The 14827-nt window shown below is 67.2% G+C and carries 10 protein-coding genes; 5 read left to right on the top strand and 5 right to left on the bottom strand.

Annotated features, from left to right (window positions below):
- Positions 1 to 63: 63 nt before the first annotated feature.
- Entirely contained in the window at positions 64 to 2589 is a 2526-nt protein-coding gene (gene leuS, locus MRBLMD1_RS20015; RefSeq protein WP_364402892.1) for a leucine--tRNA ligase, read from the bottom strand.
- Between the two features lie 288 nt (positions 2590 to 2877).
- Between leuS and MRBLMD1_RS20010 the strand changes: the two genes are divergently transcribed.
- A complete protein-coding gene (locus MRBLMD1_RS20010; RefSeq protein ID WP_364402889.1) occupies positions 2878 to 4395 on the top strand; it encodes an FAD-dependent oxidoreductase in 1518 nt (505 codons plus the stop codon).
- A 116-nt stretch (positions 4396 to 4511) separates the two neighbouring features.
- Here MRBLMD1_RS20010 and glpK read toward each other — a convergent pair whose 3' ends face one another.
- The 3 genes from glpK to MRBLMD1_RS19995 all read right to left on the bottom strand — a co-directional run bounded on the left by glpK (position 4512) and on the right by MRBLMD1_RS19995 (position 8733).
- On the bottom strand, positions 4512 to 6026 hold the full coding sequence (gene glpK, locus MRBLMD1_RS20005; protein ID WP_307490630.1) for a glycerol kinase GlpK: 1515 nt from the start codon (positions 6024 to 6026) through the stop codon (positions 4512 to 4514).
- Between the two features lie 42 nt (positions 6027 to 6068).
- Positions 6069 to 6818: an MIP/aquaporin family protein gene (locus MRBLMD1_RS20000; protein WP_159631930.1), complete on the bottom strand. Its 750-nt coding sequence runs from the start codon at positions 6816 to 6818 to the stop codon at positions 6069 to 6071.
- Between the two features lie 91 nt (positions 6819 to 6909).
- The gene (locus tag MRBLMD1_RS19995; RefSeq protein ID WP_364402886.1) at positions 6910 to 8733 is read right to left on the bottom strand and encodes a glycerol-3-phosphate dehydrogenase/oxidase; all 1824 of its coding nucleotides are present in this window, start codon (positions 8731 to 8733) and stop codon (positions 6910 to 6912) included.
- A 125-nt stretch (positions 8734 to 8858) separates the two neighbouring features.
- Between MRBLMD1_RS19995 and MRBLMD1_RS19990 the strand changes: the two genes are divergently transcribed.
- The 4 genes from MRBLMD1_RS19990 to MRBLMD1_RS19975 are packed head-to-tail and all read left to right on the top strand — an operon-like array spanning position 8859 to position 12728.
- The gene (locus tag MRBLMD1_RS19990; protein WP_159631928.1) at positions 8859 to 9824 is read left to right on the top strand and encodes a sugar-binding transcriptional regulator; all 966 of its coding nucleotides are present in this window, start codon (positions 8859 to 8861) and stop codon (positions 9822 to 9824) included.
- A 19-nt stretch (positions 9825 to 9843) separates the two neighbouring features.
- Positions 9844 to 10713 carry an aldo/keto reductase gene (locus MRBLMD1_RS19985; protein ID WP_364402883.1) on the top strand — a complete coding sequence of 290 codons (870 nt, stop codon included), beginning with the start codon at positions 9844 to 9846 and terminating at the stop codon, positions 10711 to 10713.
- Between the two features lie 9 nt (positions 10714 to 10722).
- Positions 10723 to 11652 (top strand): alpha/beta fold hydrolase, encoded by a 930-nt coding sequence (locus MRBLMD1_RS19980; protein WP_364402880.1) that lies wholly within the window; start codon positions 10723 to 10725, stop codon positions 11650 to 11652.
- A complete protein-coding gene (locus MRBLMD1_RS19975) occupies positions 11649 to 12728 on the top strand; it encodes a glycosyltransferase family 4 protein (protein WP_307490619.1) in 1080 nt (359 codons plus the stop codon). The genes MRBLMD1_RS19980 and MRBLMD1_RS19975 overlap by 4 nt, the downstream gene beginning before the upstream one ends.
- On the opposite strand, the gene MRBLMD1_RS19970 is transcribed toward MRBLMD1_RS19975, so the two are convergent.
- Positions 12725 to 14809, bottom strand: a complete 2085-nt coding sequence (locus tag MRBLMD1_RS19970; protein ID WP_364402876.1) for a primosomal protein N' — start codon at positions 14807 to 14809, stop codon at positions 12725 to 12727. The two genes, MRBLMD1_RS19975 and MRBLMD1_RS19970, sit on opposite strands and share 4 nt — an antisense overlap.
- Between the last annotated feature and the right edge of the window lie 18 nt (positions 14810 to 14827).

Genomic DNA, 14827 nt, shown 5'->3' with positions numbered 1-14827 from the left:
GCTCAACCGGCACCGGCCGCCGGAAAGTTTCCGGCGGCCGGTGCATCACTGCGGGTGCAGCAACTAGGCCGGAACGATGTTGACCAGCTTAGGCGCCCGGACGATCACCGTGCGGATGCCCCGGCCATCCATGGCGCGCTGGACGTTCTCCGACGCCAAGGCCAGTTCGCGCAGCTGGTCTTCGGAGACGTCCGGGGACACCTCCAGCCGGTCGCGGACCTTGCCCTGGACCTGGACGACGGCGGTGACCGTGTCCTGGACCAGCAGGGCGGGGTCGTGGGACGGCCAGCCGGCGTTGGCAACCGATGCAGGGTGGCCCAGCAGGTTCCACATGTCCTCTGCGGTGTACGGCGCGAACAGGCTGAGGATTACTGCAACCGCCTCCGCGGCCTCGCGGACTGCGGGATCCGCTGCGCCCGCACCGGAGTCGATCGCCTTGCGGGTGGCGTTGACCAGCTCCATGAGCTTGGCCACCACCACGTTGAACTTGTTGGCGTCCAGCAGTTCGGCGGCATCGGCGATGGTGCGGTGCGTTACCGAACGCAGCCCGCGGTCTCCGGCGGCGGCATCCACTCCAGGTTCACTGGTGACGTCCTGTGCCAGGCGCCAGGCCCTGGCCAGGAACTTGGCGGAACCGGACGGCGACACGTCAGCCCAGTCCACGTCGTCCTCGGGCGGGGACGCGAACACCATGGTCAGGCGGACAGCGTCCACGCCGTATTTGTCCAACTGCTCGCCGAGGTCAACGCCGTTGCCCAGGGATTTGCTCATGGCCTTGCCGCCGTTGAGCACCTGGCCCTGGTTCAGCAGCGCACTGAACGGTTCGTCGGCATCGATCATGCCGAGGTCGTGGATGACCTTGGTGAAGAAGCGTGCGTAGAGCAGGTGGAGGATGGCGTGCTCCACGCCGCCCACGTACTGGCCCACCGGCATCCAGTCATTGATCTTCTGCGGATCGAAGGGCCCCTCGGTGTAATGCGGGGAGACGAAGCGCAGGAAGTACCAGGACGAGTCCACGAACGTGTCCATGGTGTCGGTGTCCCGCTTGGCGGGCCCGTGGCAGGTGGGGCATTCCACATTGACCCAGGACTCCGCCGCAGCCAGCGGCGAGGTGCCCTTCGGTGCAAGGTCCTCACCACGGAGGTCCGCGGGCAGGGTAACGGGCAGCTGCTCATCGGGCACGGGGACTTCACCGCAGGACGGGCAGTGGATGATGGGGATGGGGGTGCCCCAGAAGCGCTGGCGGCTCAGCAGCCAGTCGCGGAGCCGGAAGTTCACGAACTTCTCGCCGGTACCCTGCTGTTCCAGCATGGCAATGGCGGCAGGAATGGCCTCAGCCTTGGGCAGGCCGTCCAGCGCGCCGGAGTTGATCAGGGTGCCCTCGCCCGCTGTCGCGGTGCCGGAGACGGCCGGGTCTTCTTCGCCGGTGTCCAGGACAGCGCGGACCGGCAGGTCGAAGGTCTTGGCGAAGTCGAGGTCGCGCTGGTCGTGGGCCGGGACGGCCATGATGGCGCCCGTACCGTAGTCCGCCAGGACGTAGTCGGCGGCCCACACGGGCAGCTTCTCTCCGTTCAGCGGGTTGATGGCGTAGCGGCCGGTGAAGACGCCGGTCTTCTCGCGCTCCGTCGACTGGCGTTCGATTTCCGAGAGTGCCTTGACCCGTTCACGGTATTCGTCCAGGGCCGCGGCGTGTTCGTCCGTGACAAGTTCGACGGCGAGCGGCGCGTCCGCAGCGACCACGAAGAACGTTGCCCCGTACAGGGTGTCCGGGCGGGTGGTGAAGACCGTGACGTCCTTGGCGGGCCTGCCGCCGTCGGCCTCGATCACGAAGTTCACGTGCGCACCCTCGGAGCGGCCGATCCAGTTCTTCTGCATGGCCAGGACGCGTTCGGGCCAATGGCCGCGGAGCTCGTCCATGTCATCCAGCAGGCGGTCCGCGTAGTCGGTGATCTTGAAGTACCACTGGTTCAGGGACTTCTTGGTCACAGTGGTGCCGCAGCGCTCGCAGGCGCCGTTGACAACCTGCTCGTTGGCCAGGACGGTCTGGTCCTTGGGGCACCAGTTGACCGGGGAGTTCTTCCGGTATGCCAGGCCACGCTCGTAGAAGCGCTTGAACAGCCACTGCGTCCAGCGGTAGTACTCGGGATCGGAAGTGTGCAGGCGGCGCGACCAGTCGGCGGAGATGGCGTACCGCTTGAAGGAGGCCGCCTGGGTGTCGATGTTGGCGTACGTCCACTCGCTGGGGTGGGCGTTGCGCTTGATGGCGGCGTTCTCCGCAGGCAGGCCAAAGGAGTCCCAGCCGATGGGATGCAGGACGTCGTAGCCCTTCTGCCGCAGGTAGCGGGCTACCACGTCACCCATGGCGAACGCCTCGGCATGGCCCATGTGCAGGTCGCCGGACGGGTACGGGAACATGTCAAGCACGTAGCGGCGCTCCCGCGACCCGTCGTCCACCGGGGTGAAGACCTTGAGGTCGTCCCATACCTGGGGCCATTTGGCCTCCATGGCGGCGAAACTGTAGGTGCCCTCTTCAGGCTCCGCCGATACTGTTGTTGCTGTTCCGGTCTCTGTCTCCGGCTGAACGCCCACTGCTGCCCTCTTCTGTTCTGTTACGGCATCTGTGCTGCCATAACGGCCTGATCCTCCTGCTGCCGGCCCGGCGCCATGCCCCGGACACACAAAAGCCCCTCTCCATGGAGGGGCTGCCGCTCAGCTGTCCGATAATCGGAGCCGGCGGCTAACTAAGCAGAAGGATCGCACGCATGGATCTACTTTAGCGCACCGGCACGTCCCCCGCCTCAGCCAGGCCGAACGGCCCTTTGCATTGGCCGGGGCAATCGCGCATGATCGTCCCACAACGTTGGGAGGCGGCACACCATGTCAGAGGAAACCACCGCCGGGCCTGCTGAAGGACAGCCCCTCTCCCTGTGGCTGGCAACCGCCGGCGCCACCGATTTCCCGCAACTTCATGGCACCGTGGAAGTGGACGTGGCAGTCATCGGCGGAGGCATCGCCGGGCTGACCGCAGCACTGGCCCTGAAACGTTCGGGACACTCGGTGGCAGTCCTGGAGGCCGGCCGGATCGGCACGGGCGTCACTGGCCACACCACCGGCAAGGTGACCTCACTGCACCGCCTCGCCTACACGGACCTGCAGCGCAGTCACGGCGTTGCAGCGGCCAGGAGCTATGGATTGGCGAACCAGGCGGCCGTGGAGTACATCGGTGCGGTGGTGGACGCTGAGAACATTTCCTGCGGTTTCCGCCGGGTCGCCAACTACACCTTTGCCGCAGGCCCTGACGCGCTGCCACAGGTGCGGGCCGAAGCCGGGCTTGCGGCGGACCTCGGCCTTCCGTCAACGTTCACCGCCGACGTTCCCCTGCCGTTTCCCGTAGCCGGTGCCGTACGGTTTGACGGCCAGGCCCAGATCCATGCCGTCCAGTACCTCCAGGGGCTCGCCGGACGGGTGGACGGAAACGGCAGCTTCGTCTTCGAACGCACCCGTGCACTGGAGCTGCGCGAGGGCCGTCCCGTCACGGTGGCCGCCGCCGACGGCACCGTGCTCGCCCGGGATGCGATTGTGGCCACGAATGTTCCCTTCGCCGACCACGGCCGATTCGAAGCACTCTGCCGGCCGCACCGCTCCTACATCGTCGCCGCGCCGATCGATACCCCTCCCCTGGACGCCACCTTCATCAGCGCGGATGAGCCCATGCGTTCGCTGCTGACGGTCCGCCTCAACGGGGTGACGTACCTGCTGACGGGCGGCGAGGGCCATCCCGCGGGCACGCAGGTAGACCCGGCACCGCGCCAGGCGAGCCTGGCCCGTTATGCGCGCGTCCAGTTCGGGGCCGGCGGCGTGGCCTACCGTTGGTCCACCCAGGACGCGCTGCCCCTCGACGGCGTGCCCTACGCCGGGCCCCTGAACCCGGACAGCCGGCACGCGTTCGTCATCACGGGCCTGCGTAAGTGGGGCCTGACCAACGGTACGGCCGCGGCGCTGATGCTGGCGGATCTGCTCAACGGCACGCCCAATGAGTGGGCGGCCCTGTTTGACACCAACCGTGCGACGTCGCGGGCCGCCACGGCCCCAGGGCCACCAGCAGCGCCCGGGGACACCGTTCCCCGGCAAAAGGCCGCACGCCGGACAGCGGACCTTGCTCCCGGCGACGGCACTGTCATTGAAACGGACGGGGCCAGCACCGCGTGCTACCGGGATCCTGCAGGACAGGTCCACGCGGTGTCCGCGACCTGCACCCATCTTGGCTGCACTGTCGGATTCAACCGGGAAGACCGCACATGGGACTGCCCCTGCCATGGCTCCCGCTTCGATGTGGACGGCAAAGTCATCCAGGGGCCGGCCACCGAGGACCTGCCGGGGCGCCCTGCGCCGTGACGTGCCCGCACGCTGCCGGCCGAACCCGGCCTGGCACAAATCCCGGAAAGGTCCGCCGGACACGGCAGGGGCCGCCCTGCCTTTCCAGGCAGGGCGGCCCCGAGGTGTGAAGGACGTTACCTGACGTCCTCGTCCACCCACTCCATGGACTTGGTGACGGCCTTCTTCCAGAGACGCATCTGGCGTTCCTGTTCGGCCTTGTCCATCTGCGGCTCCCAGCGCTTGTCCTCGGACCAGTTGGCCGAGCACTCCCCCAGGTCCTTCCAGAACCCGACGGCCAGGCCTGCCGCGTAGGCAGCTCCCAGCGCCGTGGTCTCAATGACCTTGGGACGGATGACCGGGACGCCAAGGATGTCCGCCTGGAACTGCATCAGGGCGTCATTGGCAACCATGCCGCCGTCGACCTTCAGCTCGCTCAGCGGCACGCCGGAGTCCGCGTTGACCGCGTCCAGCACCTCGCGGGTCTGGAACGCGGTGGCCTCCAGCGCCGCGCGGGCGATGTGGTTCTTGTTGACGAACCGGGTCAGGCCCACGATCGCACCGCGGGCGTCGGAGCGCCAGTACGGGGCGAACAGGCCGGAGAACGCCGGGACGATGTACACGCCGCCGTTGTCCTTGACCGACGCGGCAAGGGTTTCCACCTCGGGGGCGCTGCTGATCATGCCCAGGTTGTCACGCAGCCACTGGACCAGTGAACCGGTGACGGCGATGGACCCTTCCAGGGCATAGTGCGGTTTGGCGTCGCCCAGCTTGTAGCCCACCGTGGTGAGGAGCCCGTTCTTCGAGTGGACGATTTCCTCGCCCGTGTTGAAGATCAGGAAGCAGCCCGTGCCGTAGGTGTTCTTCGCTTCGCCGGCGTCAAAAGCGGCCTGGCCGAAGGTTGCGGCCTGCTGGTCGCCCAGGATGCCCGCAACCGGCGTCTCGCGGAGCAGCTGGGAGCTGTGCACGGTGCCGTACACCTCGGAGGAGGACTTGATTTCCGGCATCATGCTGCGCGGTACGCCAAAGATGCCGAGGATCTCGTCGTCCCACTGCAGGGATTCCAGATCCATGAACAGGGTGCGGGACGCGTTGGTGACGTCGGTGACGTGGACGCCGCCGTCGACACCGCCGGTCAGGTTCCACAGGACCCAGGCGTCGGTGTTGCCGAAGACCAGGTCCCCGGCCTCTGCCTTTTCCCTGGCGCCGTCAACGTTGTCCAGGATCCACTTGATCTTGGTGCCGGAGAAGTAGGTGGCCAGGGGCAGGCCCACCTTCTGTTTAAAGCGGTCTGCCCCGCCGTCCTTGGCCAGCTGGTCCACGATGTCCTGGGTGCGGGTGTCCTGCCACACGATGGCGTTGTAGACCGGCTTGCCCGTGGTCTTGTCCCACACCACGGCGGTTTCGCGCTGGTTGGTGATGCCGACGGCGGCAATATCGTGCCGCGTCAGGTTCGCCTTTGAGAGGGCCGAACCGATGACCTCACGGGTGTTGTTCCAAATCTCCGCGGCATCGTGCTCCACCCAGCCGGCCTGCGGGAAGATCTGCTCGTGTTCCATCTGGCCGGAAGAGACGATCGCGCCGCTGTGGTCGAAGATGATGGCGCGGGTGCTGGTGGTGCCCTGGTCAATGGCGATTACGTACTGGTTCATAATGACGTCCTTGTCTTGTTGTTCGAACTGGGTGCCGGGGGTTTAGGAAGCGGCGGTGACGATGATCGGGGCGATCCGGGCAACAACTCCGGCCAGGGCGCCGCCGACAAGCGGCCCCACCACCGGAATCCAGGAGTAGCTCCAGTCACTGGAGCCCTTGCCCTTGATGGGAAGCACTGCGTGGGCAATGCGGGGTCCGAGGTCACGGGCGGGGTTGATGGCGTAGCCGGTGGGGCCGCCGAGGGATACACCGATGCCAACCACGAGCAGTGCAACGGCCAGCGGGCCGAGCCCCGAGGGGGTGCCACCGAGGGTGAGGATGACGAAGACCAGGACAAAAGTGCCGATGATCTCGGTGATCAGGTTCCAGGGGGTGGACCGGATGGCCGGGCCGGTGGAAAAGGTCCCGAGCTTGCCGGCAGGCTCCGGCTCGTCATCGAAGTGCTGCTTGTAGGCCAGCCAGCAGACCACGGCGCCGAGGAAGGCGCCCAGAAGCTCGCCCCCGAAGTAGGTCAGGGTGGAGGCGAAGTCGACGGCGACTCCCGGAGCGTATTCCGGCTTGCCGTTGAGCAGCAGGCCGAGGGTGACGGCAGGGTTGAGGTGCGCGCCCGACTTGGCGGCGACGAAGACACCCGCGAAGACGGCGATTCCCCACCCCCATGTGACCATCAGGAAACCGCCGTTGTTGCCTTTTGTCCCCCGCAAAGCCACGTTGGCAACGACGCCGCAACCCAACAGGGTCAGCATGCCCGTGCCAAAGACTTCGGAGAGGAAGACTATTCCTAGAGACATCTTTGACTCCTTCTTTGTTTAGTTGTCGGTCCTCCGCGGGTGAAGGACCGTGGGGCCGGGACGCTGGCACGCCCCGGCCGGCCGCCTGGCCTTAGGAGACCAGGCTGTGCGTTTCCACGCGGTGGAAACGCTGCAGCACGTCCTGGGCGTGCTTGATCTCAGCGGCGCGGGTTGCGCTGTCCCACTTGAGCGGGACGGACAGCACCTCCGCCACTTCGTTGAGCAGCTCTCCGGTCACGAGCCCCCGGAATGCAAGGGAGGTGCGCCGGACGAGGACATCCACCAGGTGCCCCACCTGCTCGTTTGCCGCCATGAATTCCAGTTCGCGGACGCTGAGTTCCCGTGTGGACCGCAGGGCCTGGTCAGGCTCGGCATCAAGGTATTCGATGACGGCTTCGGCCCGGGTCCCGTAACGCGTCAGCAGCCCGGCCGTGCGGTGTGCGTCGCGGCCGGCGGCCATGTGGGCCTTGATCCACTTCTGAACGCCTGCTTCGTCGGCAGGGAAGCCCGCACCGCCGCCGATGGGAAGCTGCGCGGTCGAAAGCCTGCGCTGCACGCCGAGTTCGGAGAGGACATCGTTGGTCAGGTGTTCTGCGAGGGCGCGGAAGGTGGTCCACTTGCCGCCCACCAGGCTCAGCACGACGGCGCCGGTTCCGTTTGTTCCGGACGCGCGGCGTTCGATGCGGTAGTCCCGGGAGACAAAGCCCGGCTGGGTGGCGTCATGGCTCGGCAGGGGGCGGACGCCCGAGAACGTATAGACGATGTCGTCAGGGGTCACGTCGATGGACGGGAAGACGTGGCCGATGAGGTCGAAGAAGTATTCGATTTCCTCGTCCGTGCAGATGGCGTCCTCTGACATGTCCGCGTCGACGTCCGTGGTGCCCACAAGCACCCGGTCACCCATGGGGTAGATGAGGACAATCCGGCCGTCGGTGTGTTCGAAGAAGATTTCCCGGCCCCGGCAGGCGGCGAGCAGGCCCGGGTGGTCCAGCACGATGTGGGAGCCCTTGGTTCCGCCCATGAAGGCGGAGGCTGCGCCCATGGCCCCATTGGTCAGGTCCACCCACGCCCCGGTGGTGTTCACGATGATGTCCGCCGTGAAATCGAACTCTTCCCCGGTGAGTTCGTCGCGGAGCCGGACAGTGCTCCCCCGGCCGGTGCCCGGGTTCGGGGTGGAAGACATGGACTGCAGCGAGAGGTAGTTGCTGGCACGGGCCGTGTCACCCTGCGTGCTGGTTCCCTGCGCGTTGCCTGCCCGGCCCGCCTTCTCGCCATCCTGCAGGACGTCGAGGGTCAGCCGCTCAGGGTTGTGCACCGAGGCGTCGAAGTAGGTGGCGGTGTACTTGACGTCGGGCCGGAGGGCGGGCAGTTCCTGAAGGGCTGCCTTGTGGGTGCGGAACTGGTGCCGGGGCACCGTGCCGCCGTCGCGGGAAAACGAATCGTAGAGGCTGAGGCCCGCCTTGATGAGGAACGCGCCGCGCTCCTTGGGCTTGCCCTGTTGCTTGTGAGTGAGGAAGCGCAGCGGCGCGGAGAGGATGCCGGAGAAGGTGCTGAAGATCGGGATGGTGGTCTGCAGCGGCTTGACGTAGTGCGGGGCGATCTTCAGCAGGCGGTTACGCTCCACCACGGATTCCCGCACCAGGCGGAACTCCCCGTTTTCGAGGTAGCGGATGCCACCGTGGATCATGTGTGAGGACGCGCCGCTTGCGCCCTGGCAGTAGTCACCGCGCTCCACGAGCGCCACATCGACGCCCTGCAGTGCCAGGTCACGGAACGTGCCCACTCCGTTGATGCCGCCGCCAACCACCAGGACTTTTGCGTGCGGCCGGCGCCGCAGGCTGTGGACCGATGCGCGTTCGGCTCCTGGCCGGGGCGCACTGGCAGATGGTTGGACAGTTGAATCCTTGGGTCCCAAAACGACTCCCTTGGGGCTTTGTGCGATGCGGTCACCGCTGGGTGGCGCCGCCGTTCTGCTCTATTGTTTGGAGAAATGGAAAATGGAGTCAAGCACTATGCACAAACGTGCAGAACGGAAGTGAGATGGCACTTTCCCGAGACCAGGATGCCCTCCGAGCTGCACAAATGTATTACCTGCAGGACCTCACCATGGATGCGATCGCCCGCGAGCTGCGGACGTCCCGGTCTACCGTTTCCCGGCTTCTGTCCTCGGCACGGGAGTCGGGACTGGTGCAGATCCAGATCCGCAACCCGCTGGACACCGGACCCGAGCTGGAGGGCATGATCCGGCGCCGGTACAACCTGGATGTCCACGTGGTTCCCATTCTCGGAACACTCAATGAGGCGGAGACCCTGGACCGGGTGGCCATGCAGGCTGCGCGGACCATCGGACCCCTGGTGGACTCCAACGCCATCATCGGCGTGGCCTGGGGATCGACGCTCAGCGCGGTGAGCCGGCACCTCACCCGGAAGATCACCCACGACAGTGTGATCGTCCAGCTCAACGGGGCCGGGAACATGCACACCACAGGCATTACCTACGCAAGCGACATCATGCGCCGGTTCGGCAGCGCCTACGGGGCACGGGTGGAGCAGTTCCCCGTCCCGGCGTTCTTCGACCATGCCGCCACCAAGACAGCCATGTGGAACGAGCGCAGCGTGCAGCGCGTCCTGGAACTGCAGGCAAAGATGAGCATCGCCATATTCGGCGTCGGATCCGTGCACGCCGACTATCCCAGCCACGTGTACGCCGGCGGGTACCTCGACGAAGACGACCTCAATGCCCTGGCCAACTCAGACGTGGTGGGCGACGTTGCCACAGTGTTCTTCCGGGCCGATGGGTCCTCTGACGGGATCGTCCTGAACGAACGGTCCACCGGCCCGTCCCTCGCCCAGCTCCGGGAGGTGCGCCGGAGGATCTGCGTGGTGTCAGGGGTCTCGAAGATCAACGGCCTGCGCGGGGCACTGGCAGCACGGCTCGCCACGGACCTGATCCTCGACGAAGCCACCGCACGCCGCCTGGTGGATTACGAGGGCCTCACCAGCTGAAGTGGGTAGAGTCGTTGCCATGAGAACCTCACCCCGGCTCAGCCTGAACAACGGCGTGCTGATAGACCAGCTCGGCTTTGGGCTGTACAAGGTGCCGGCAGCAGACGCGGAAGGGCTGGTGGCCACCGCGCTCGCCGCCGGCTACCGGCACTTCGATACCGCCGCCATGTATGGCAACGAAACCGGCGTGGCGCGCGGCATCAGTTCCCAGCTGGACGCGGGGACCGGCAGCGGCGGCTCAGGCGAACTCTTTCCGTCCCTGACCCGCGAAGACGTGTTCATCACCACAAAGGTGTGGAATGACCACCACGGCTACGATGCGACGCTGCGCGCCTTCGACGATTCCATGGTCAACCTTGGCCTGGATTATGTGGACATGTACCTCATCCACTGGCCGTGCCCCCGGCGGGGCCTGTTCCCCGAAACCTACCGCGCCCTGGAGACGCTCTACCGGGAGGGCAGGGTCCGCGCCATCGGCGTCAGCAATTTCCAGCCCGCCCACCTTGACCGCCTGCTGCAAAGCGCCGAGGTGGTCCCCGCCGTCAACCAGATCGAACTCCACCCATGGCTGCAGCAGGAGGAACTGCGCAGCAAGCATGCGGAACTGGGCATCCGGACCGAAGCGTGGAGCCCGCTGGGCCGCGGCCAGGTGCTGGCCGATCCCGTCATCCAGGCCTGCGCCGCCGAGCACGGCCGGACCCCTGCGCAGGTGATCCTCCGCTGGCACATGCAGCTGGGACATGTTGCCATCCCCAAGGCCAGCTCTGAAGCCCGGATCCGGGAGAACCTCGACGTCTTCGGTTTCGAGCTCTCCGGGCGCGACCTGGTGGCCATCAAGGCGCTGGACCGCGGGCAGCGGACCGGGTCGCATCCGGACAACGTCAACTAGGCCTCCGCTATGGATACCGTGAACCCGGGGCCTTCCCCTGCGCCTGCGTATCTGAGTGCCGGCCTTGCCGCCCGCACCTCCGCGTCCACCGTGAGCCTTGACGGCAGCACAGTGGCTTTTTGGACCTATGAGCCCGTCGAGGAGACCCCGGAAATCCGGACCATCCTGGTGGTCCACGGATTCCGCGGCGACCACCACGGACTCCTTCGCGTGGCCGACCAGCTTCCGGACATGCGCATCATCATGCCGGACCTTCCTGGCTTCGGCAGTTCGGACGCATTTGCCCGGGGCCCCCACTCCGTGGAGCGCTACGGACAGTTCATCAGCGGCTTCATGGCCAGCCAGGGCCTGGGGCCGGACACCGTGCTGCTGGGACACTCGTTTGGGTCCATCGTGGCGTCGCACTTCGTGGCCAACAACCCGCAGGCCGTGCGTCCCCTGATCCTGATCAACCCCATCGCAGCTCCGGCTTTGGAGGGTCCAAAGGGTGTGATGACCCGCCTGGCCGTGCTGTACTACCAGCTCGCGGCACGGCTTCCCCGCGGCCCGGGACTGGCTCTGCTGCGCAATCCGCTGATCGTCCGGGTCATGAGCGAGACCATGGCCAAGACCCGCGACCGGGAGCTGCGGGCCTTCATCCACGGCCAGCACCACGCCTACTTCAGTTCCTTTGCCGACCGGGACAGCCTCCTGGAGTCCTTCACCGCCTCCGTCAGCAGCCATGTGGCGGAGGTGGCCGGCCAGCTGGACCTGCCCGTGCTGCTGGTCGCCGGCGAAAAGGATGAAATCGCCACCCTCCCCAACCAGCACCGCCTCCTGGAGCTGCTTCCCGACGGGGAGCTGAAGGTGATTCCCGGCGTCGGGCACCTGATCCACTACGAGACGCCTGAGCCGGCCGCCCGTTACATCCGCAGCTTCCTGAAGGACCATCCCGCGTGAAGATCGTCATTGATGCACGGTTCACCCGTACCGACCACCACGACGGCATCAGCCGCTATGGAGCCAGCCTGATTGCTGCCACGGCAAAGATCGCGGACGTCTCCATGCTGGTGTCCGACGAGCGGCAGCTTGCCCTGCTGCCGGACGTTCCCTACACGCTCATCAGCAGCCCGCTCTCGCCGCTGGAACTGTTCGTTGCCCGGCAAGTCAACGCCACAGGAGCGGACGTGGTGGTCTGCCCCATGCAGACCATGGGCACCTGGGGCCGGAAATACGGGCTGATCCTGACCCTGCACGACCTCATCTATTACGAGCACCCCGCCCCCCCGGGGTTCTTGCCGGCCCCGGTCCGGCTGCTGTGGCGCCTCTACCACAAGGCTTTCTGGCCCCAGCGCGTGCTCCTCAACCGGGCCGATACCGTGGCAACGATCAGCCAGACCACGGCGGCGCTGATGGCCAAATACCGGCTGACGCGCAGGCCCGTGCGCATCATCGCCAACGCACCGCAGCCGGCGCAGGAACCCCGCGACCCCGCCGCCGGCGCGGACAAAACGATCATCTACATGGGGTCGTTCATGCCGTACAAGAACGTGGAAACCATGGTGGCCGGCATGGCCGGGCTGCCCGGCTACACCCTTCACCTCCTCAGCCGGATCACGCCGCAACGCCGGGCTGAACTCGAAGCCATCGTGCCTGCGGGCGCCTCGGTGATGTTCCATAACGGTGTGACCGATGCTGAGTATGACGGGCTCCTGCGACGGGCCACTGCCCTGGTGAGCCTGTCCAAAGCGGAGGGGTACGGCCTTCCGCTGGTGGAGGCGATGGCGGTGGGTACGCCCGTGATCGCCAGCGACATTCCCATCTTCCGCGAAGTCGGGGCGGACGCCGCGCTGTACGTGGATCCGGAGTCCCCCGGGCAGTTCGCGGACGCTGTGGGTCAGCTCCAGGACGACGTGCACTGGCAGGACATGTCCCGGCGTTCGATTGCGCGCGCGGCGGAGTTCAGCTGGGACGAGTCGGCGCGCCAGCTGGTGGATGCCGCGCATGAGGTCGTGGCGAAAAGGCGCCGGGCCTAGAGGACGTCCACGCCATCGAGCCGCAGCTGCACGGGGTCCAAGGTCCGCTTTGCAGCCACGGCTGCCCGGGTAACCCGCAGGACTCGGACGACGGCGGCAGCCTGGCCGTACGGGAAGAACAACAGGGTCCGGACGTCCTCGGCCGTGCGCCTGCCGGAGGGCGGTGCGGTGAGCAGCAGCGGCGCGGGGCCAGCCGTACGCACCGCGATGCCCGAACCAGCCAGGTCCGCTTCCACCGCACCCGTGTAGTGTTCGACGGCGGCCCGCGGCCCTGTCACCGATGCGATGCGCACCGCCGGTGGAAGCTGCAGTTCCATCCGCAGGGACAGTTCACGGTGGGCGTAGCCGGCCGGATCCCACCGCAGCAGCGCCCCCGTGGCAGCGGTGTCCGTAGCCGTCACCACCACCAGTCCTTTGTCCGGGGCGGGACGTACCAGGGCGGCTGCGTTGAACCAGCGGCGCACGGTGTCCTCGCCCGCGCGGAGGGTTTCGCGGCGCAACAGGGAATCGCCGTCCAGCAGCAGCGCGGCAGCGTACCCGCCGTCTGCCACAGGTTCGGCCCCCACCGTGGCCACCACCAGGGCCTTGCCGGCACCCACTGTGGCCTTCACCTGGTCCCCCGAGGACGTGATGACCGTCGTCCCGGGAAACGCGCGGCCAAGCTCTTCGGCGGTTCGCAGGACGCCGGTGGCCCCTTTTCGCAGCCGCCTGCCACCGCAGTGCGAGCACTTCCAGTCCGGGGCGGGGGTGGAACACCAGCGGCATTGGGGCAAAACGGAGGTGCCGGCCAAAGCCAGGGGCCCCTGGCAGTGCGCGCACCGGGCGGGTTCACGGCACGTCTCACACACAAGGGAAGGTGCATAGCCCGCCCTGGCGACCTGGACCAGGACGGGACCACGCTCCAGCCCCTCCTTGGCCGCCTGCCACGCGGCATGCGGCAGGCGGGCGATGGTGGCCAACGGGTCCCGGCCCTGCTCGAAGCTGTCGGCAGTGCTGACGACGCGCGGAACCGACGCACGGACAGTGGACCGCCCGGCCTCCACGGGGACGGCCCAGCCGGCCTCCACCAGGCGCTGGACTTCGGTGCTGCGGGCGTGTCCGGCAAGGAGGCAGGACGTACCCTCCTGTTCTGCCCGCAGGAGCAGGACCTCCCGGGCATGGGCATACGGTGCGCGCTGCTCGATGTGGAGGTCGTCGCCGTCGTCCCAGCAGGCAACCAGCCCCAGGTCCTGCACCGGGGCGAAGGCCGCCGACCGCGTTCCGATCGCAATTTTGGCCCGGCCGGCCAGCAGGCGCAGGAAGTTCCGGTAGCGCGGCGTGGGACCGTCGTCGGCCGTTAGCCTGGCCACGGCCTCCTCCGGCACCACGCCCTTCAGGGCATCCTCGAGGCGGTCCAGGTCCCGGTAGTCGGGCACCACCAGGAGCGCGCCCCGGCCTGAGGCATAAGCGGCAGCTGCGGCCTGCGCCAGCAGGTCCGGCCAACCGGTGGGCCCGTACCCGTGCAGCGGATTGATAACGGCGCGGGGGGCGCCCCCTGCGGCCAGGTGCCTGAGGAAGGCAGCGCCGGTGCGGTACGGTGCCCACGATGAAACACCCGGGGCACCTGGCAGGGCGGGGACGCCTTCCGCTTCCCCGGTGTCCAGGGACGCAGGGTAGTCCTTCTCCAGCCTGGCAACCCGGGGCGGCACCGCAAGGCGGAGGACGTCGCTGACGGTGCCGGCATACCGTGCAGCAACGGCAGCAGCGAGGTCCTTGACGGCAGGCGTGAGGACCGGAACCGGCGACACCACTTTTGCCAGCGGCACCAGGGTGTGTCCGGCGTCGGACTCAGCGACCCGTTCAAGGAGGAATCCGTTGAGGTCCTGGCCGTTGAACTTGACCTTGACCCTGACACCTGGCTGGGCTGCCTGGTCCAGCGCAGCCGGGACCGCATAGTCAAAAGGCCGGTCCAGATGGGGCAGCGAAGACTCAACAAGGACCCGGGCCACGGGAAGGTGCCCTGCCACGGCAACGCCAGTGGGCAGGGTGCGTGCCGGGAAGCCCTGCAGCAGGGACGGCTGCACGGAACTGTCAGCAACCACTGCGGTTACCTCCGTTCA

This window comes from Pseudarthrobacter sp. LMD1-1-1.1 (assembly GCF_040676255.1).
Classification (GTDB): domain Bacteria; phylum Actinomycetota; class Actinomycetes; order Actinomycetales; family Micrococcaceae; genus Arthrobacter.
Note: the sequence above shows the minus strand (reverse complement) of the source record. Positions and strands in the feature narration are given on the sequence as shown.